Annotated in this window: 15 protein-coding genes; 6 read left to right on the top strand and 9 right to left on the bottom strand. The window is 62.7% G+C overall.

Features of this window, described 5'->3' with window-relative positions:
• The first annotated feature begins 74 nt into the window (after positions 1-74).
• Together LOY45_RS15885 and LOY45_RS15890 are read left to right on the top strand one after the other, a co-directional pair.
• Positions 75-1,100 carry a DUF1176 domain-containing protein gene (locus LOY45_RS15885; protein ID WP_258577986.1) on the top strand — a complete coding sequence of 342 codons (1,026 nt, stop codon included), beginning with the start codon at positions 75-77 and terminating at the stop codon, positions 1,098-1,100.
• A 66-nt stretch (positions 1,101-1,166) separates the two neighbouring features.
• Positions 1,167-2,324, top strand: coding sequence for a hypothetical protein (locus LOY45_RS15890; protein WP_258577987.1), 1,158 nt, complete (start codon positions 1,167-1,169; stop codon positions 2,322-2,324).
• A 1-nt stretch (position 2,325) separates the two neighbouring features.
• On the opposite strand, the gene LOY45_RS15895 is transcribed toward LOY45_RS15890, so the two are convergent.
• Positions 2,326-2,955 carry a DUF3885 domain-containing protein gene (locus LOY45_RS15895; RefSeq protein WP_115087069.1) on the bottom strand — a complete coding sequence of 210 codons (630 nt, stop codon included), beginning with the start codon at positions 2,953-2,955 and terminating at the stop codon, positions 2,326-2,328.
• A gap of 107 nt (positions 2,956-3,062) precedes the next feature.
• Between LOY45_RS15895 and LOY45_RS15900 the strand changes: the two genes are divergently transcribed.
• Positions 3,063-3,368: a chorismate mutase gene (locus tag LOY45_RS15900; RefSeq protein ID WP_258577988.1), complete on the top strand. Its 306-nt coding sequence runs from the start codon at positions 3,063-3,065 to the stop codon at positions 3,366-3,368.
• 47 nt (positions 3,369-3,415) lie between these two features.
• Here LOY45_RS15900 and LOY45_RS15905 read toward each other — a convergent pair whose 3' ends face one another.
• The 4 genes from LOY45_RS15905 to LOY45_RS15920 all read right to left on the bottom strand — a co-directional run bounded on the left by LOY45_RS15905 (position 3,416) and on the right by LOY45_RS15920 (position 8,588).
• Positions 3,416-5,413 (bottom strand): peptidase U32 family protein, encoded by a 1,998-nt coding sequence (locus tag LOY45_RS15905; protein WP_115087071.1) that lies wholly within the window; start codon positions 5,411-5,413, stop codon positions 3,416-3,418.
• A 190-nt stretch (positions 5,414-5,603) separates the two neighbouring features.
• Entirely contained in the window at positions 5,604-5,984 is a 381-nt protein-coding gene (locus LOY45_RS15910) for a RidA family protein (protein WP_115087072.1), read from the bottom strand.
• A 51-nt stretch (positions 5,985-6,035) separates the two neighbouring features.
• On the bottom strand, positions 6,036-7,748 hold the full coding sequence (locus LOY45_RS15915) for an amidase (RefSeq protein ID WP_258577989.1): 1,713 nt from the start codon (positions 7,746-7,748) through the stop codon (positions 6,036-6,038).
• A 288-nt stretch (positions 7,749-8,036) separates the two neighbouring features.
• Positions 8,037-8,588, bottom strand: coding sequence for a hypothetical protein (locus tag LOY45_RS15920; protein WP_233673697.1), 552 nt, complete (start codon positions 8,586-8,588; stop codon positions 8,037-8,039).
• Between the two features lie 280 nt (positions 8,589-8,868).
• Between LOY45_RS15920 and LOY45_RS15925 the strand changes: the two genes are divergently transcribed.
• Both LOY45_RS15925 and LOY45_RS15930 read left to right on the top strand, forming a co-directional pair.
• Positions 8,869-10,101, top strand: a complete 1,233-nt coding sequence (locus LOY45_RS15925) for a DUF1444 domain-containing protein (RefSeq protein WP_115087075.1) — start codon at positions 8,869-8,871, stop codon at positions 10,099-10,101.
• A 215-nt stretch (positions 10,102-10,316) separates the two neighbouring features.
• Positions 10,317-10,871, top strand: a complete 555-nt coding sequence (locus LOY45_RS15930) for a UPF0149 family protein (RefSeq protein WP_115087076.1) — start codon at positions 10,317-10,319, stop codon at positions 10,869-10,871.
• A 342-nt stretch (positions 10,872-11,213) separates the two neighbouring features.
• On the opposite strand, the gene LOY45_RS15935 is transcribed toward LOY45_RS15930, so the two are convergent.
• The 3 genes from LOY45_RS15935 to katG all read right to left on the bottom strand — a co-directional run bounded on the left by LOY45_RS15935 (position 11,214) and on the right by katG (position 16,245).
• A protein-coding gene (locus LOY45_RS15935; protein ID WP_476705459.1) for an IS3 family transposase occupies positions 11,214-12,313 on the bottom strand; the annotation gives its coding sequence in 2 pieces (ribosomal slippage) (positions 11,214-12,109 and positions 12,109-12,313; 1,101 coding nt in all).
• Between the two features lie 379 nt (positions 12,314-12,692).
• A complete protein-coding gene (locus LOY45_RS15940) occupies positions 12,693-13,622 on the bottom strand; it encodes an IS110 family RNA-guided transposase (RefSeq protein WP_115085006.1) in 930 nt (309 codons plus the stop codon).
• A gap of 352 nt (positions 13,623-13,974) precedes the next feature.
• On the bottom strand, positions 13,975-16,245 hold the full coding sequence (katG, locus tag LOY45_RS15945) for a catalase/peroxidase HPI (protein ID WP_233673699.1): 2,271 nt from the start codon (positions 16,243-16,245) through the stop codon (positions 13,975-13,977).
• A gap of 204 nt (positions 16,246-16,449) precedes the next feature.
• Here katG and LOY45_RS15950 point away from each other — a divergent pair, with 204 nt between their 5' ends.
• Positions 16,450-17,091: a M41 family metallopeptidase gene (locus tag LOY45_RS15950; protein WP_258577991.1), complete on the top strand. Its 642-nt coding sequence runs from the start codon at positions 16,450-16,452 to the stop codon at positions 17,089-17,091.
• A 5-nt stretch (positions 17,092-17,096) separates the two neighbouring features.
• Here LOY45_RS15950 and gabP read toward each other — a convergent pair whose 3' ends face one another.
• Entirely contained in the window at positions 17,097-18,497 is a 1,401-nt protein-coding gene (gene gabP, locus LOY45_RS15955) for a GABA permease (protein ID WP_115087079.1), read from the bottom strand.
• Positions 18,498-18,626 lie beyond the last annotated feature (129 nt).

The following is an 18,626-nucleotide window of genomic DNA, read 5'->3' on the forward strand; positions in this document are numbered from 1 at the left end:
TTGAAGTTGGCCAGGCTTCTGCGATGATGCGCGGCCAAAACGCACGTTCGCTTACCCCGCAGGATTGAAACCCAATGGTTGACGCAAGATGGAACTGGCTGCCCTTGATGCTCCTGCCCGCCCTGACCCTGGCCGCGCCCGAACCGGAGCCGGTGCTCAAGCAGTTCAAGGAATGGGTCGTGGGCTGCGACAACACCCTGCGCTGTACCGCCGTTTCACGTAGTGTCGATCAGGGCGTGGGCCTTGAGCTTGTGCGCGAAGCCGGGGCCGAAGGTGCCACCGCCTTGACCCTGTTCACCGACGCCAGTGTCGACCTGGGCGCCAGGCTGCTGGTCGACGGCGGCCCGGCGCCAACGGGATTTCGCCCAGGCTCCCAAGGGCAAATGCGCTATCACGCAAAAGGCGACGTCGCGGTACGGTTGTTGCGCCAACTGCGCAACGGCCAGACCCTGACCTTGGACACTACCAACGGCCAGCACCCGGTATCGCTGCAGGGCCTGAGTGCATCCTTGCTGTTTATCGATTCGCTGCAAGGACGTATCGGTCACCCCAGCGCCTTTGTAAACCCCGGCACGCGGCCAGACAGTCAACTGCCGCCAGCACCGCCGACGCCCATGCTTGCCCCCTTCACCCCGGCGCCAGGCTTGAGCGACGCCGAGCAACAAGCCATCGCTGACGCAGTCATTGCCATCACCCGGCTTGAGTGGAGCGAACCCGAGCATGACAACTGGCAAGCCGAAGCCGAGGTCTCGCCGCTGGACGCGACCCATGTGCTGGTAGGCCTGCGTTACGGCTGTGGGACCCAGGGCTGCATGTACAGCTACTACCGCGCCTTGCGAACAGCGCCCTATCAACCCACCGCGCTGCACATCTCGGTCCCCAAACATGATGTACTGGGCGGCGAGATGTATGGCTTTTTCAAGTTCGACCCGGCCCGCGGCGAGCTGACCCAGTTGCAGCCGGGAGGGCGCTACTGCGGCGCCAATGCAACCTGGCGCTATGACGGCGCGGTGATGCAGCTCAAGGCATTCAGCCGGATGAGCTGGTGCGACAGTGTCGATACCGCCCATTGGCCACAGATCTGGCGTACCGAGGGATAGCGCCAGGCATACAGCTTGGCGCAGGCATTCGGTACACTCCGCGCTTTGACCCTAGAGCTCATGCGCATGGATGCCTTCGCCCGCTTCGTCCTCAAGCCGCTTGCTGCGGGCCTCGGTGTGTTCACCCTGGCCGCTTGCAGTCTCATCCCAGCAGGTGGCGAGACCGAGCCGACAGGCGACGGCCACCTGCCCATGCACCAGCGTCAGGCCCCCGACTGGCGAGCCCTGAACCTGGACGCGGATCAGGACTGGCTGCTGATCGACCTAAACAGCCTGCAGCATGAGGGCGGCATTACCTACGCCTGGACCGGCATCCAGCGCCACCGCTATCCGATGCAATACGGCCACGCGGTGATGGCCCTGCACAGCCGCGAGCACCTGGCGTTTTATTGCGAGCGCCAGCTCATCAGCCGGCAAAGCCAGTTCTTCCTCGACAACGACAACCGCGTAGACAGCACCCGGCTCAAGTCGCAGCCCTTCAGCGCGTTCTACCGGCAGGCCCCGCTGTACTATCAGCAGTTGTTCAACGCCGCCTGCCAACCGCCGGCCGAGCTTGCCAAGCTTGCGCCGCTCAAAGCCCGTACGCCGTTGCCGCCGCCGTTCCTGCCGCCCAGGGCCAGGCCTGAAGTGCTTGCGGCCATCGCCGCCCTGGAGCTGCCGGCGCCACGCCTGACCCTGCACAGGCTGGACTATCGCTACGAGGCGAAGCTGACCGACGGGAACGCTACCGTCGACAGGCCGCGCCAGGTGTTCCTCAGCAAAGACAGCCGCTCCGGCCAGTTGTTGCTACAGGCCGTGGACCCGACGATAGCGCAACAGCTGCAACTGAGCTTTCGCGGCCTGTTCGATCTGGCCGCACGCGGTATCGACATCATGACCGGGCAGGAACAGGACGCCAGCGACAGCTTGACCGCGCTGTCATTCACCGGCGCCTGGCAAACCCTGCCCGCCCATGCGCAACTGAGCTACACCATCAGCTATGCCGGGCAAACCGCGAGCATTACCCGCACCACCCACTGCCAGGTCGGCAAGGCGCGACCGGCCAGCACCTTGCACCCGGCCCTGCAGGGCAGCGCCAAGCCGTTGACCTGCACCTGGCAGAGCCCACGCGGCAACCGTTGGGTCGAAGGCTACAGCTACCTGAGCGACTATGGCGTGTTCGTCCGTACCCGAGAAGACAACCCGCTGGGCACCTGGCGCTGGAAAATCGAGTCGCTGCAGTGAGTCAATGCAGGACGGTGGCGAAAGTCGCGTCCATGCGCTCGCGGTCGTAGTCCAGCAGCCACGGCTGGTGCTGGCGGTACAACAGCGAGAGCACGTCGTGGTTGGGGCCCACCACATCCATGCCCCGATCGTCATAGGGCAAGGCCATCAGCCGCTGGTTGAGGTTGAACAGGTAGACACCGCAGCAAGGGCTCGGGCGAATGGTCCCCGGATTATCGGCCAATGCGCACCAGAGCACCGGTTGCAGCAGCGACAGTGGCGCCTCGAAGGCGAGGTGCAGCCAGTACTCGGGCTGATGCTCTTCGAACCAGTCGTCCGGGTCCAGCCGCTGGCTCCACAGCGAGCGCTGGGCGGGGATGCGAATACCGGCGGCACGCAGGTCGCGCAACACATCGCGGTGGGCAAAACCGTTACCGTTGGAGTGCACGCGCAGGCACACCACCATCGATTGCTCACCGGCAAACAGGTCGCGGCACACCGTGGTTGCCTTGCTGACCGCCAGCAGAAACCGTTCGATGTCGCTACCGCCTTCGGCCAGCTCGAAGCGCAGGCCTTGCGGGTAGGTATAGAAAAGCGGCCTGGCGAAGGCCAGGCCGCTGAAAATGTGCTGGATTTGCAGTTGTAGAGTCACGATACCTTCCTGGCTGTCGGCCCCACACTTCAGGGGCCAGAGTCCGTTCAGGCATACTACTGGAAATCAGCCGGCCACTGCCACGCTGTCAACGGGAAGGGGTTCACATGGACGTACGCTGCACATCGATTGAAGAAGTTCGCGAGCACATTGATCGCATCGACCGCGAACTGGTCGCCCTGCTCGCCCGGCGCGGCAACCTGGTCAACCAGGCGGCGGCGTTCAAGAAAACCCGCGACGACGTCCGCGCCCCGGCGCGGGTCGAACAGGTGATCACCAAAGTGCGCGCCCTGGCCACGGAATCTGGCGCGCCCGGTGACGTGGTCGAGCGGGTTTATCGGGCGATGATCGCGGCCTTCATCGAGGAAGAGCTAAAGGCGCATGCGGCGTTGCCAGTGCAGCCAGCACCTTAGGACGATCGCGGGGCAAGCCCGCTCCCACAGGCCCCGCGATGCCTCACTCAGTGCGGTGCGCGGGGGATGGTCTTGAGCAGGTCTTCAGGGCTGATATGCCCGACCACCTGCTGCACGCTGCCCGGTTGCGGCAGGCCAAGAATGTGGCCTTTCATCTTGCCGATCACGTGCATCTCGCACGGCTTGCAGTCGAACTTCAGGGTCAGCACTTCATCGCCGTGAATCAGCTGCATCGGCGCCACCTTGGTGCGCACGCCGGTGACGCCCTTGGCCTGCTTGGGGCACAGGTTGAAGGAGAAACGCAGGCAGTGCTTGGTGATCATCACCGGCACTTCGCCCGCCTCTTCGTGGGCCTCGTAGGCGGCGTCGATCAGCTTGACCCCGTGACGGTGATAGAAGTCGCGGGCCTTCTGGTTGTAGACGTTGGCCAGGAACGACAGGTGCGACTCCGGGTACACCGGCGGCGGGTTGGTCTCGGCCTTGCGGCCGCCACGCGGGTGGGCCTGGATACGCGCTGCAGTCAGTGCTTCGATGACCTCGCGGCGCAGCGCCTTGAGCTGCGAATTGGGGATGAAGTACGCCTGCGGTGCATCGAGCTGAACGGCGGTGGCGTGATACTCGGTGGTCCCCAGCTGGCCGAGCAGGTCGCGCAGTTGCTCCAGCGCCTGCTCCGGCTTGTTGGCCAGGCCGAACGGGCCGTCCAGGGCGACGCTGGCACTGATGCCCTCCTCGCTGGTGGCGGTCAGGGCCAGACGCTGTTCGTCCAGCTTGGCGACCCAAGCCAGGCCGATACGGCGCTCGGCCGAAGTCTTCTGCAGGGCCTGCTGCCAGTTGTGGTCGAGGTTGCGGCTCAGCGGATGGTTGGGCCGCAGCTGGTGCATGCCCTTGGGCATCTCGTTGGGTTCGACACGGTAGCGGTAGCGCTTCTCGCCGTCTTCATCGAACTCGCCTTTGGCCTCGGCGATGTTGGCACGGAACCCCACCACTTCGCGCTTGACCAGCACATTGAGGCCGTCGCCGTTGGACAGCGGCTCATGGGTGACCACCTGCAGGTCGCGCTTGCCGACTTTCTCGACCACGCCCACCGGCAGGCCGGTGAAGGTCGGCGAGTCGAAGGCGCCGATGTCGATCTTGCGCTCGCTGACAAAGTAGTCGGTGCTGCCGCGGTGGAAGGTCTTGTCCGGGTCGGGCAGGAAGAAGTGCGCGGTGCGCCCGCTGGAGGCGCGGGCCAGGTCCGGGCGGTCTTCGAGCACGGCGTCCAGGCGCTGGCGGTAGTAGGCGGTGATGTTCTTCACATAGCCCATGTCCTTGTAGCGCCCTTCGATCTTGAACGAGCGCACGCCGGCTTCGACCAGGGCGCGAATGTTGGCGCTCTGGTTGTTGTCCTTCATCGACAGCAGGTGCTTTTCGTAGGCGATCACCCCGCCCTTTTCGTCCTTGAGGGTGTACGGCAGACGGCAGGCCTGGGAGCAGTCGCCACGGTTGGCGCTGCGGCCGGTCTGGGCGTGGGAGATGTTGCACTGGCCGGAGAAGGCCACGCACAGCGCGCCGTGGATGAAGAACTCGATCGCCGCTTCGGTTTCGTCGGCGATGGCACGGATTTCCTGCAGGTTCAGCTCACGGGCCAGCACCAGCTGGGAAAAGCCGGCCTGGTCGAGGAACTTGGCCCGGGCCAGGGTACGGATGTCGGTCTGGGTGCTGGCGTGCAGCTCGATCGGCGGGATGTCCAGTTCCATCACCCCCAGGTCCTGGACGATCAGCGCGTCGACGCCGGCATCGTACAGTTCGTGGATCAGCTTGCGCGCCGGCTCCAGCTCGTTGTCGTGGAGGATGGTGTTGATGGTGGTGAACACCCGGGCGTGGTAGCGACGGGCGAATTCCACCAGTTGGGCGATATCGCTGACTTCGTTGCAGGCGTTATGGCGGGCGCCAAAGCTCGGGCCGCCGAGGTACACGGCGTCGGCGCCATGCAGGATGGCCTCGCGGGCGATGGCGACATCGCGGGCGGGGCTGAGCAATTCCAGGTGATGCTTGGGCAGGGACATGTTTTTTTAGTCAGGCTGTCACGGTCGAGGCGCGCATTGTAGCGGCGAAACGCCCGATCGGCACCCGTAGCCTGCCCGGTGGCCTGTGTAGGCCAATCGCTGGCAAGCCAGCTCCCACAGGTTCGGCGGGCGCAAGACCTGTAGGAGCGGGCTTGACCCGCGATGAGGCCAGCCCAGCCACCGCAACAACTCAGGCCTTGGCCGCCATCGCCGTCACTTCCACACGCATGCCTTCCACCGCCAGCGAAGCCACGCCAACCGCGGCGCGTACCGGCCAGGGCTTGGCGAAGAAGCGCTGGTACACCTCGTTGAAAGCAGCCCGCTCGGCCATGTCGGTGAGGTAGATGGTCAGGTGCAATACCCGGTCCATGGAGCTGCCGGCGCGCTCCAGGGCGACTTTCAGCGCCTGCAGGGTGCACTCGCTCTGGGCAGTGATGTCACCCAGTTCCAGGCTGCCGTCGGCACGGGTGGGGATCTGGGTCGAGACCAGGATGCCACCGAAACCGGCAACGTCGGAGGAGATCGAGTCGGCGTCCGGGTCGGGGATGAAGCTGATGTCTTGGTTAGCCATGGGTATCTCGTGTCTGGGGAAATAAAAAGGGCGGTCGCCCGCCCCTTTTTGTTACTTGCCGCTGGCCAGCGCTGGCGTACGCGGTGGCACCAGGCGCTTGGACCCGGTCGACTCGAATGCAGCCGCCAGGCGCAGCAACGACGAATCGTCGTAGGCGCGACCGGCAAAGGTCAAGCCCACCGGCATGCCGATATCGGCCATCACGCCCATCGGCACGGTCACCGTCGGCACGCCCAGGTGACGGATCGCCAGGTTGCCGTTGGCCACCCACACGCCGTTGCTCCAGGCAATGTCGGCGGACGCCGGGTCGACATCGGCGTTGGCCGGGCCAACGTCGGCGACGGTCGGGAAGATCACCACGTCGAGCTTGAGCGCATCCATCCAGTCTTCAAGGTCAACGCGGCGGGTCTGTTCCAGGCCGCGCAGGCCATCCGGCACGGTGCTGATCTGGTCCCACGGGGTGATGCCGCGCTCGGCCATGCGCACGTACTCGTCCATACCAGCGGCCAGGTCGCCTTCGCGGTTGGGCAGCGTGCCCGGATCATGCGGGAAAATCTTCGGCCCGTCGACGTCGACCAGGCGGTTGAGTTTGGGGTCGCCGTTGGCCTGGAGGAAATCATCGAAGGCCCAGGCGGTCAGGTCCCATAGTTCATGGTGGAGGAATTCCTTGGACACCAGGCCGCGGTTGAACACGGTCGGCGCGCCCGGGCGGTCGCCCTCGCAGTTGGACACCAGCGGGAAGTCGACTTCGATCACTTCGGCGCCGGCCGCTTCCAGCGCCTTGCGCGCCTGCTCCCACAGGGCGATCACCGACGCTCGGGTGTTGATCCGCTGCCCGGTCGGGCCACCGATGCCGGGGGCTTCGCTGGTGCCGGCTTCAGGGTCGGCGTTGATGTACATGCGCGGCACGCCGAAACGCTTGCCCTTGAGCGCTTCGGCATCGGCCGCCAGCTCGTGATAGGACGCCGGGCGCACCGAGTCGACGCTGGGGATTGGCACCCAGGGCTGCAGGCGCCACAGGTCGCCGCGTTTGTCCGGGTCTTCGGCGACGACGATGTCGAGCACTTCCAGCAGATCGGCCATGGTCCGCGCAAAGGGCACCACCACGTCCATGGTCGGCGTCAGCGGCCAGTTGCCGCGCACCGAGATGACCCCGCGCGACGGCGTGTAGGCGCACAGGCCGTTGTTCGACGCCGGGCCACGACCACTCGACCAGGTTTCTTCCGCCAGGCCGAAGGCCGCGAAGCTGGCGGCGGTGGCGGTACCGGCACCGTTGGACGAGCCGGAGGCGAACGGTGCGGTCAGGTAATCGGCGTTGTACGGGCTTTCGGCGCGGCCATAGACACCGCGCTGCATGCCGCCGTTGGCCATCGGCGGCATATTGGTCTTGCCCAGGCAGATGGCGCCGGCAGCGCGCAGGCGTTCAACGGTGAAGGCGTCGCGGTAGGCCACAAGGTCAGCGAAGGCCGGGCTGCCGGAGGCGGCAGTCAGGCCCTTGACCAGGTAGCTGTCCTTGGCGGTGTAAGGAATGCCGTCGAGCGGGCCGAGGGTCTGGCCCTTGGCGCGGCGTTCGTCGCTAGCTTGTGCTTCTTTCAGGGCTTCGAGGTTGCGCACCACCACGGCGTTGAGCTTGGTGGCGGTATTCGGGCCGTCGTAGGCGTCGATGCGCGCCAGATAGGCCTGGACCAGTTCAACCGCGGTGGTCTGGCCGGACTCGAGCGCAGCGCGCAGCTGGGCAATGGAAACCTCTGTGACTTCGATCATGCTGCTACCGCCGACTGTTGATGGGTGACTGGATGAAGGCTTCCATCACAAGGGGTCTGGAGCACAGGGACTTCACGAATTTCAAGATGGGTTGTCATAGTTGTTCTCATTGCACGGCATGACGCGGCAGGGTCTGGACGAATTACCTGAGCGGCCTATTTAGCACCAAAAATGCCCACAGAGGAACGGGGGCCCAGTGGGCAGCGGTGCATTGAGCCAAGTGCGAGGCTGCACAATCAGCCCAAGCGCGATCTAGCGGGGTGACTTCGCGTCAGAAGACAGTACGGTTCAACGAGTAGCACGCCAATAGACATACTGAGGCAGAAGAGCGACCACATAAGCAATACCAAAACATCCGAGCACCAAGGCGTAGTCCTTGCTTCCAAAGAAATGCAAGTCCAATGCGACGCCAAGTACAACACCTGTCACGGCCGTCCCGGCCTTGGCCGACAACCACTCAAAGAGCCAGAAGAGAGAAAGCAACGCATAGGTGGCCTTACCCAACACTTTTGCTTTGCTCAGCGGAAAGAGCATGCCGAATGAAAAGTCCTTATTAGCCCGCAATACAGCTCGACACTGCGCAAAATGTTTCGGGTCCCGCTTGTTAATGCCATACAGCAACGCAGTAATGCCCAACCCTGGCAACATGCAGACAATAAGTATTGTGGCGGCAACTTTCGTATTCAAAGCCTCTTCGATAAAAAACTGATTCGCGCCACACAGATAACTTGAAAAACACGGCAACCACCAACCTTGGGCACAACCGCGAGTCAGGACAAACGTAAGGATGGCCGTCCCGAGAAAAGCCAGAATCAAAAAACGCTTGGGAATTAAACGCACACAGACTCCAACATCCAACAACAATCAAATCACGACCCACGGGCAAATCTGGAGCCATTGTTCAAACGCGGAGTATTCCAATGCAACAGCACGACCGTAATCACCGAACACAAGCGTGCCACAAGTAATAACTAAATGCCAGTAAGTGCATTTTGCTTGCGCCAGTATTCAACCCTGCAATGGCGTAAGGTTTAAGCCACCAGAGTTCGGCATGTTCAGCTTTACCCCTCCCGACGCAACAAGCATCATGCACAGTTCACGCTCACGGAGGATTTCGCACATGTTCAGGGCACTTTTCGACAGGCTCTTCAAGCGCACACCTACCGAGGATGAGTTTGCCCGGACCTTCATCAAGGCCGCTCGCACAGGTGGTTATGGCGAGCCTCTCGAGTACCTGGCAGATGAATTTCGCCTGCACTACGGCGACAGCGGCTACTTCAACCTGCACAACGCCTACCGCGACTACCTGAACGCCGACAAATCGCGCAAAGCCGACGTGCTCAACAGTTACCTGCGCGCCCTGATCGACACCCGCAACACCAGTGCAGCACAGACCCTGGAGCAGGTTCGCCCGCTGCTGCGGCCGGTGATCCGCAACCTGGCCATGCTCGAAGAGATCCGCCTGCACCATGTGCGCAGCGAAGGCTGGGACTCGCCCTGCCCGCTGGCCTGGCAACCGCTCTCGGAGGATTGCGCGACCTTGCTGGCAGTCGATCACCCCGACACCACCTCGACCCAGACCATGGGCCCGCCAAAGGATTGGGGCATTACCCTTGAGCAAGCATTGGCAATCGCTCTCGACAACCTGCGCGACGCCAGCCCCGATGCCTTCGAACCGATCCTGCCCGGTTTGTACCAGGGCGCCTGGAAGGACGGCTACGACACCAGCCGGGTGCTGCTGCCCGACGTGCTGCAGCGCGCGCCGGTTTTGGGCCAGCCGGTGTTCATGATGCCCAGTCGTGATGTGTTGATGGTCACTGGTGACAAAGATGACGAAGGCTTGCGCCAGATGGTCGAGCTGAGCTTCCACGCTCTGGAGAACGGCCGTGCGCAGTCCAGCCAGATCTACACCTATCACGACCGCCGGATCGTCCCGTTCCAGGTGCAGGATGCGCACCTGCAAGCGCGCCTCGGCGACTTGCAGCGCCTGTTGCGCCACGGCATCTATAGCTCGCAGAAAGAGTTTCTCGACAAGATCCACGAAGCCCATCCGGAGGACATCTTCGTCGCCACCCACAGGCTCTACAGCGATGCCGACCACCCCGGCGGCAGCTTTTCGATAGCGGCCTGGACCGAGGGCGTGTTCACCTCGTTGCCGAAAACCGACCGGGTGATCCTGGTCCAGCCTCAGGCGGACGGTTCGGCACACACCCGGGTGGTTGCCTGGCATGAGGTCGAGTCGCTGCTGGGCGAGCTGCTGACTAAAGACGGCGAGCTCTATCCACCACGCTTTCGCACCCTCGGTTTTCCCAGCGCCGAGCAGTTGAGCCAGCTGACGCCCATGGGTGAATAAACGGCGTTGTGGACGGCGGCGTGGCAGTTGGACCTGCAGACCGTACGATGCCCAGGCTAAAACCGTCGGCCACCGCCTGGTCCTGGCGGTGGGCAGCCAACTGATGCGAGCGGCCCTGGGCGAGGCCAGCGATGAGCTGGGGCTGGATAAAAGTGGCACAAAGCGCCATCCTCCCCGCCTTTTGCCTGCGCGCCTGACCTGCCAAGGAGATTCCCATGCACGACCTGCCACTTGCCGCCGCCGACTTCGAGTTCCTCGAAGCCACCTTGCAGAGGTACGGCGATGACCATTCGGTGCTCAACGCCTCGGAGCTCGACGGTTATTTCACCGCGCTGGTTTCGAGCCCGGTGCAGGTGGACATCAGCGAGTGGTTCCCGGCCATCTGGGGTGGCCAGAACCCGGAATGGCAAAGCGCGCAGGAGTGCCAGCGCTTTGTCGAGCTGTGTGCCCGTCATTTGAACAGCCTGGCGACCCAGCTGGTTGAGGCGCCACAGGCGTTTGCGCCTCGTCTGGAGCAGACTGAACACCTGGGCCAGCCACTGCCGCTGGCGGAGGAATGGTGCTTTGGTTACCTGCGCGGCATGGCCATCGCCAACTGGCCTGCGCTACCGGCGCCACAGGCGCAGGCGTTGCAGGTGATTACCGGGTGGGCCGAGCAGGATGAATTCGAGCTGCCGGCGGATCTGGACGTGACCTTGCACCGTCAGCGGGTAGTGGCGATTGCCCCGGCGGCGCGGGCGTTGCATGACTACTGGCTGGCGCAGCGCTAGAACGCTTGTGCCTGTGTCGCCTGGATTGCGACCGCTGTGGGAGCTGGCCTTGCCAGCGATGAGGCCGGTACAGCCAGCACATCAGGTGGTGTCTGGATTACGACCGCTGCGCGCTCGATCGCTGGCAAGGCCAGCTCCCACAGGTTCGGCGTACACAAATCCATTGTGGGAGCTGGCTTGCCAGCGATGAGGCCGGTACAGCCAGCACATCAGGTGTCGCCTGGATTACGACCGCTGCGCGCTCGATCGCTGGCAAGGCCAGCTCCCACAGGTTCGGCGTACACAAATCCACTGTGGGAGCTGGCTTGAACTGGTCAACAGATTTTGGACACCGGTTTAGGTTCATACCGCAACCTTGAGCTTTTTCTCCATGGCTACCGGGGTTTCATAGCCGTTGTAGCTGTGGAGACGCTTAAGGTTGTAACGCATCAGATAAGCCTGGATGTCTAACTGTGCTTGCGCTTCGGTTTCGTAACCCTCTGCTGGTATCCACTCAGACTTCAATGCACCGAAGAAGCGCTCCATGACGGCGTTATCCCAGCACTGGCCTCGGTGACTCATGCTCTGTTCCAGACCGTACTCCTCAAGAGCAGCCCTGAATTTATGGCTGGTGTACTGACAACCCTGATCCGAGTGGAACATCACTCCAGCCGGTCTACCTCTAGATTCGGCCGCCATTCGTAGCGCCTCGCAGGCAAGCCGGGCATCGGCGATCATTGAGAAAGCCCAGCCCACCACTCGGCGAGCATACAAGTCGATCACAGCCGCCAAGTACAGCCAACGCTTGCCTACCTGGATGTAGGTGACATCGCCGCACCACACCTGGTTGACCGTCGAGACGTTGAAGTTTCGCTTGAGCTGGTTACTCGCGATCAATGCTTCTGTGCCCGATGATCGGTAACGATGCGGCCTGCGTTGCTTGCATTGCAGACCGGCTTCCTTCATCAGCATACGTACCTTGTATCGCCCGGCTTTATGGCCAGCACGACGCAATTCCCGAACCAGCGTTCGCGACCCAGCAGAGCTACGAGAGGCCTTGAAAAGGCTGACCATCGTTGAACGCAGATCCTCTCTGACCGGATCCTTTCGTCCCTGGCGTTTTCGCCATGCGTAGAAACTGCTGCGCCGAACTCCAAGGACGCGACAGCAGTCGAAAACACCAAATTGCTCACTCAGTTCGTTGATCAGCGAGAACGATCCTTGGAGTCCCGAAGCAGGAGAGCACTGGCCTTTTTTAGGATTTCGATATCCCGGTCCTTTTGCCGGACTAGCGCTTCCAGCTCCTGGATTCGCTGCTGCTCTGGAGTAATGGCCTTCGCGCCGACCGGTGTTTGACCTTCTCGTTCCTGGCGCAGTTGCTCGACCCAGCGACGAAGCGCGGTCCGCCCTAGACCAAGGCTCTCGCAGACATCAGGGACTGACTCACCATCGTCCAGCACCATCTCGGCAGCTTTGATTTTGAATTCGTTCGAGTAAGATTTTCGCACTGATTTTGCCTCCAATTGGGCGCCATAATAGCGCCCGACGAAGGTGTCCAAAATCATTAGGCCAGTTCAGCTTGCCAGCGATGAGGCCAGTACAGCCAGCACTTCAGGTGTCGCCTGGATTGCGACCGCTGCGCGCTCGATCGCTGGCAAGGCCAGCTCCCACAGGTTCGGCGTACACAAATCCATTGTGGGAGCTGGCTTGCCAGCGATGAGGCCGGTACAGCCAGCACTTCAGGTGTCGCCTGGATTGCGACCGCTGCGCGCTCGATCGCTGGCAAGGCCAGCTCCCACAGGTTCGGCGTACACAAATCCATTGTGGGAGCAACTGTCTTGATCAGGCTGTTTGCTCTCGCCAAGGGGTATTGTCCCGCAGCATTGCATTCAGCCTGACGATCAGCACCCGCATGCAAGCTACGAGTGCCACCTTGGCGCACTTGCCACGTGCCCGAAGTGCTTCGTAGCGTGCTTTAAATTCTGTGTTGTGACGGATGATGATCCAGCTCGACATGTACAGCACTCGCCTTACATGGGCCCGACCACCCCATATCTGGCGGTGCCCTCGATGGCTACCACTATCGTTGTTGTAAGGCGCTACGCCCACCAGAGCGGCGATCTGACGGCGGTCCAACTGCCCCAGTTCAGGCAGTGAGGCGAGCAGATTTGCGGCGGTTACTCGACCGATTCCGGTCACTGCCAATAACTGACGCGCCCTGGTATCGTCCAGTTGCACCATCGCCTGATCAATTTCTTCGTCGAGGCGTTTGATCAGCACTTTCAGCTGCTCTATATGCTCATCGAAGTGGGCCATCACTGTTGCCGAGCGACATTGCTGGCGACGCCGCTTGTCGTCATCACGGCTCTGCACAAATTGGGCGCGCTGCTTCACCAGCTCTCGCAGCTCTTCGCGTTCAGGGCTGACCGGTTGGCCTTGAGGGGCGCTGAGGTGTGCAGCGAAGTCCGCAAGGACTTCGGCGTCGATCTTGTCGGTTTTGGCTTTTTTACCCATGGCATCGGCGAATTTTCGGGCACGGGCTGGGTTGATGCAGATGGTTTCCAGTCCTGCTGAGGCCAGGGCGATCAACACATCTTTCTCGTAGCCGCCTGTCGCTTCGATCAGCACTCGACTGATATTGAAGTCCTTCAGACGCTCAAGCAACGCCTCGAAGCCTGCGGAGTTGTTGGCCACTTCGAAGCGGATTTTCTGAGGTTTGATGCAGATTTCCAAAGTGGCTTTGGCAGTGTCGATTCCAACAGAAGACAACATGGCTGAACCCTCTTACACTCAGTTGTGAGAGCGCTCTGGCTTGGCCCACGCTTGTGATTCGAGAGGCGCTCAATCAACTGTTCGGGCTCGGGCCAGAGTGGAGAGGTGAATGGCAGCTTTGCTCCCACACGTGCTTTAAGCACTACTGGCGTACAGCTTGCCATTCACCGCTCTCACTTCTGATTCTATTCCTACCTCAAGACACAAGCTGGCTTGCCAGCGATGAGGCCGGTACAGCCAGCACATCAGGTGGTGTCTGGATTACGACCGCTGCGCGCTCGATCGCTGGCAAGGCCAGCTCCCACAGGTTCGGCGCTATACCTGTGGGAGCGGTGCCCCTCCCCGCCTCAACTCACTTGAGGTCAAACCGATCCAGGTTCATCACTTTCGTCCACGCAGCAACGAAATCCGTGACGAACTGCTCCTTGGCGTCGGCGCTGGCATAGAACTCCGACAGCGCCCGCAGCTGCGAGTTGGAGCCAAACACCAGGTCAACCCGGGTGCCGGTCCACTTCACCGCACCGGTCTTGCGGTCACGCCCTTCGAACGCCTCGTTGGCCGCCGATACCGGTTTCCACTCCACGCCCATGTCCAGCAAGTTGACGAAGAAGTCGTTGCTCAGCGTGCCCGGCTGTTGGGTGAAGACGCCGTGCTTGCTCTGCCCGCCATTGGCCCCCAGCACCCGCAGGCCGCCCACCAGCACGGTCATTTCCGGGGCGCTCAGGGTCAGCAGTTGCGCCTTGTCGATCAACAGGGCCTCGGCTGGTACCCGATAGCTGTTCTTCAGGTAGTTACGGAAACCATCGGCAACCGGCTCCAGGAAGCCGAACGACTCGACGTCGGTCTGCTCCTGGGAGGCATCCATTCGCCCAGGGGTAAACGGCACGGCAATGTTGACCCCGGCGTTTTTCGCGGCCTGTTCAACCGCCGCACTGCCCGCCAGCACGATCAGGTCGGCCAGGGAGATTTTCTTGCCACCGCCCTGGGCACCGTTGAAGTCGTTCTGGATGCCTTCCAGGGTGCTCAGCACCTTGGCCAGTTGCTCGGGCTGGTTGGCTTGCCAGAACTTCTGCGGCGCCAGGCGCAGGCGCCCACCGTTGGCGCCACCGCGCTTGTCGGAGCCGCGGAAGGTCGACGCCGCCGCCCAGGCGGTAGACACCAGATCGGCCACCGACAGCCCCGAGGCCAGTAGCTTGGCCTTCAGTGCGGTAACGTCGCTGTCGTCGACCAGGGGGTGATTGACCTCCGGGATCGGGTCTTGCCAGAGCAGTTCTTCGCTGGGCATTTCCGGGCCCAGGTAGCGCGACAGCGGCCCCATGTCGCGGTGGATCAGCTTGAACCAGGCACGGGCGAAGGCGTCGCTCAATTGCTCGGGGTTTTCCAGGAAGCGCCGGGAGATCTTCTCGTAGATCGGGTCGAAGCGCAGCGACAGGTCAGTGGTGAGCATGGTCGGGTTGCGGCGTTTGGCCGGGTCGTGGGCATCGGGAATGATCCCGGCGCCGGCGCCGTTTTTCGGCGTCCACTGATTGGCCCCGGCCGGGCTCTTGGTCAGTTCCCATTCGAAGCCGAAGAGGTTTTCGAGGTAATTGTTGCTCCAGCGGGTCGGCGTGGTGGTCCAGGTCACTTCCAGGCCGCTGGTGATGGTGTCGGCGCCCTTGCCGCTACCGAAGCTGTTGCGCCAGCCCAGGCCCTGCTCCTCCAGGCCGGCGGCTTCAGGCTCGGGGCCAACGTTGTCGGCGGGGCCGGCGCCATGGGTTTTGCCGAAGGCATGGCCGCCAGCGATCAGCGCCACGGTTTCTTCATCGTTCATGGCCATGCGCGCGAAAGTTTCGCGGATGTCCTTGGCGGCGGCGACCGGGTCGGGGTTGCCTTCCGGGCCTTCCGGGTTCACGTAGATCAGGCCCATTTGCACTGCGGCCAGCGGGGTTTCCAGGTTGCGCCCCTGGTCGGTGCGGCTTTCTTCGTTGCCATGCTGCTCGGGCTCGGCCACCAGGGTGCCTTCGCCAGGCTCCTGCATCGGCTGAGGGCCCTTGCCGTAACGGGTATCGCCACCCAGCCACTTGTTTTCCGAGCCCCAGTACACGTCTTCATCCGGCTCCCAGACATCCGGGCGACCGCCGGAAAAGCCGAAGGTCTTGAAGCCCATGGATTCCAGCGCCACGTTGCCGGTGAGCACGATCAGGTCGGCCCAGGAAATGCTCCGGCCATACTTCTGCTTGATTGGCCACAGCAGCCGCCGGGCCTTGTCCAGGCTGACGTTGTCGGGCCAGCTGTTGAGCGGGGCGAAACGTTGTTGACCGGAACCTGCGCCACCCCGCCCATCACCGGTGCGGTAAGTGCCGGCGCTGTGCCAGGCCATGCGGATGAACAGCGGCCCGTAATGGCCGAAATCCGCCGGCCACCAGTCCTGGGAATCGGTCATCAGCGCTTGCAGGTCTTGCTTGAGGGCTTGAAAGTTCAGGCTTTTGAATGCTTCGGCATAGTTGAAGCCATCGCCTTGGGGATCGGACTGCGGCGAGTGCTGGTGCAGGATCTTCAGGTTCAGTTGGTTCGGCCACCAGTCGCGGTTCGTCGTACCACCGCCAGCGGCATGACTGAACGGGCATTTCGATTCAGTAGACATGGGTGAGCTACCTTTGAGTCCAGCGTTTTAGTTATCTCCACATCAGGTCCGGCCGGCACATGCCAGCGCATCATAAAGGCTAGTCCCGGCCCCGGTAGTCAGCAAATAGACGCAGTATTACCCGCTGATAGCCATAATCTCTTATACCAACCCCAGGGATGGAGCAGATCGTAGGTGTAGCCGCCTCCCCCTGAGGTTCAGATCATGCACAGCCGTCCGCGTCGCACCGCCTTCCACGAAGCCGGCCATGCCCTGGCCTTCTGGTGGAACGGCCTGGCGATCAGGCGGGTGACGGTGCGCACCCGGGCCGAAGCGCTGATCGGGCCGATGGTCGATTTGCGCGGCAACCTGCAGCCGGTCAAGGGCCTGGTCGAAGCGGACTACCTGGTGCCTCTGCCCGCCTTCGAGCCGCCGGGCATCGCCGAGTACCTGCCGTCGATGATCGAGCTGATCGAACGCGATCTGCTCAACTGCTTCGCCGGCCCCGTGGCCGAAGCGGTTTACCGGCACGGTCCGGATAATCGCTTTCTCACCACCAGCGGTGCCGGTGACCGGCGCCGGGCCTGCGAGCTGATCGCCCTGCTCCCTCCGCGCCAAGTGCTTGATGCCGAGTCGATTGCACTGATGCGCTGCCACAACCTGGTGCGCCACTACTGGCCTGCGTTGCGCACGGTCGCCGAACTGCTGCGAGACCGGGGAACGGTGGATGGCGATGCGCTGATCGGGCTGCTGTGCCAGTTGACCGGCGAAACACCACAGCGGCTTACCAATCCACTGGCAACCCTGGATATCCCGCCGCGCAGCCGTGGGAGCGGCGGTGCGTCGCCTCGCCGTGCGCCGCGATAAACGCATCAGCCCACCGACGGCACCTTGGCCGGCTGGCCATGCTGGCGGGTGGTGATGATGCCAATGAAGGAAATCACCAGCGCCAGGCCGATGGTGGTGGTGACCTCGGCGCGGTGCTCCGGGGTCACCAGCATGACCCCAAGGGCGGCGCTGATGAAGGCGATGACCAGGTAGGTCAGCCAGGGGAACAGCCACATGCGAAAGGTCAGCTCGACCTTCTGCTTGAGCAGCATCCGGCGCATGCGCAACTGCGACACGGCAATCACCAGGTACACCAGCAAGGCAATGGCACCGGAGCTGGCGAGCAGGAACTGGAACAGGCCGGCCGGGGCAAAGTAGCTGACCACGGTGATCACCGCGCCCAGCACGGTGCTGGCGATGACTGCGGCGCGCGGCACGCCGACCGCCGAGGTCAGCTTGACCTGCCGGGGCGCCTCACCGCGCTTGCCGAGGGAAAACAGCATGCGCGAGGCAATGTAGATCGAGGAGTTCATGCAGCTGGCCACCGCTACCAGCACCACCACATCCATCATCAGCTTGGCGTGGGGAATGTTCATCAGTTCCAGGGCCCGCTGGTAAGAGCCCACCGAGGCCAGCTGCGGGTCGTTCCAGGGCACGATGGAAATGATCACGGCAATCGACAGCAGGTAGAACACGCCGATGCGCCAGATTACCGAGCGGGTGGCCCTGGCGATGTTCTTCGCCGGGCTCTGGGATTCGGCGGCGGCAATGGTCACCGCCTCGGTGCCGATAAAGCTGAACATCACGGTAATGAAGGCACCGACCACCGCCGACACGCCGTTGGGCGCAAAGCCACCATGGGTTTCGAGCAAATGGCCCAGGCCGCTGACCTCGCGTTCCGGCACCCAGCCCATCAGCACCGCAGCGCCAAGGGAGATGAAGGCGATGATTGCCACGACCTTGAACATGGCGAACCAGAACTCGAACTCACCGTACTTGGACACGCTGAACAGGTTGGTCGCAGCCAGGGCGATGATCGACAACAGGGCAAACAGCCAGGCATCGACCATGGGCATCCAGGTGTTCAGCACATGCCCGGCGGCCAGGGCTTCGATGGGGATCACCAGCACCCAGAACCACCAGTACATCCAGCCGATGGTAAAACCGGCCCAGGGCCCGATGGCCTGGTCGGCGTAGGTCGAAAACGAACCGGTGTCGGGGTTGGCCACGGCCATCTCGCCGAGCATGCGCATCACCAGGATCACCAGCAGGCCCGACAGCACATAGGCCAGGATTGCCGCGGGTCCGGCGGCGGCAATTGCATGCCCGGAGCCGACGAACAGGCCGGCGCCAATGATGCCGGCGATGGAAAGCATGGTGACATGGCGTGGCTTGAAACCCTGCGCCAACTGACCGCTCGAATCCTTGGAGCCCAGGCTGATCATTATATTTATTCTCTTGTGATCGGAACGCATGGCATTGACTGCTGGCGTCACCTTACCTGTGCTGCTTGACGGCGGATTTGCCTGAGCGCGCCGTTCGCTGTGTCTGATCTCGCCATGAAACGTTCGTGC

Origin of the sequence: Pseudomonas wadenswilerensis, from assembly GCF_024749185.1 — a bacterium.
Classification (GTDB): domain Bacteria; phylum Pseudomonadota; class Gammaproteobacteria; order Pseudomonadales; family Pseudomonadaceae; genus Aquipseudomonas; species Aquipseudomonas wadenswilerensis.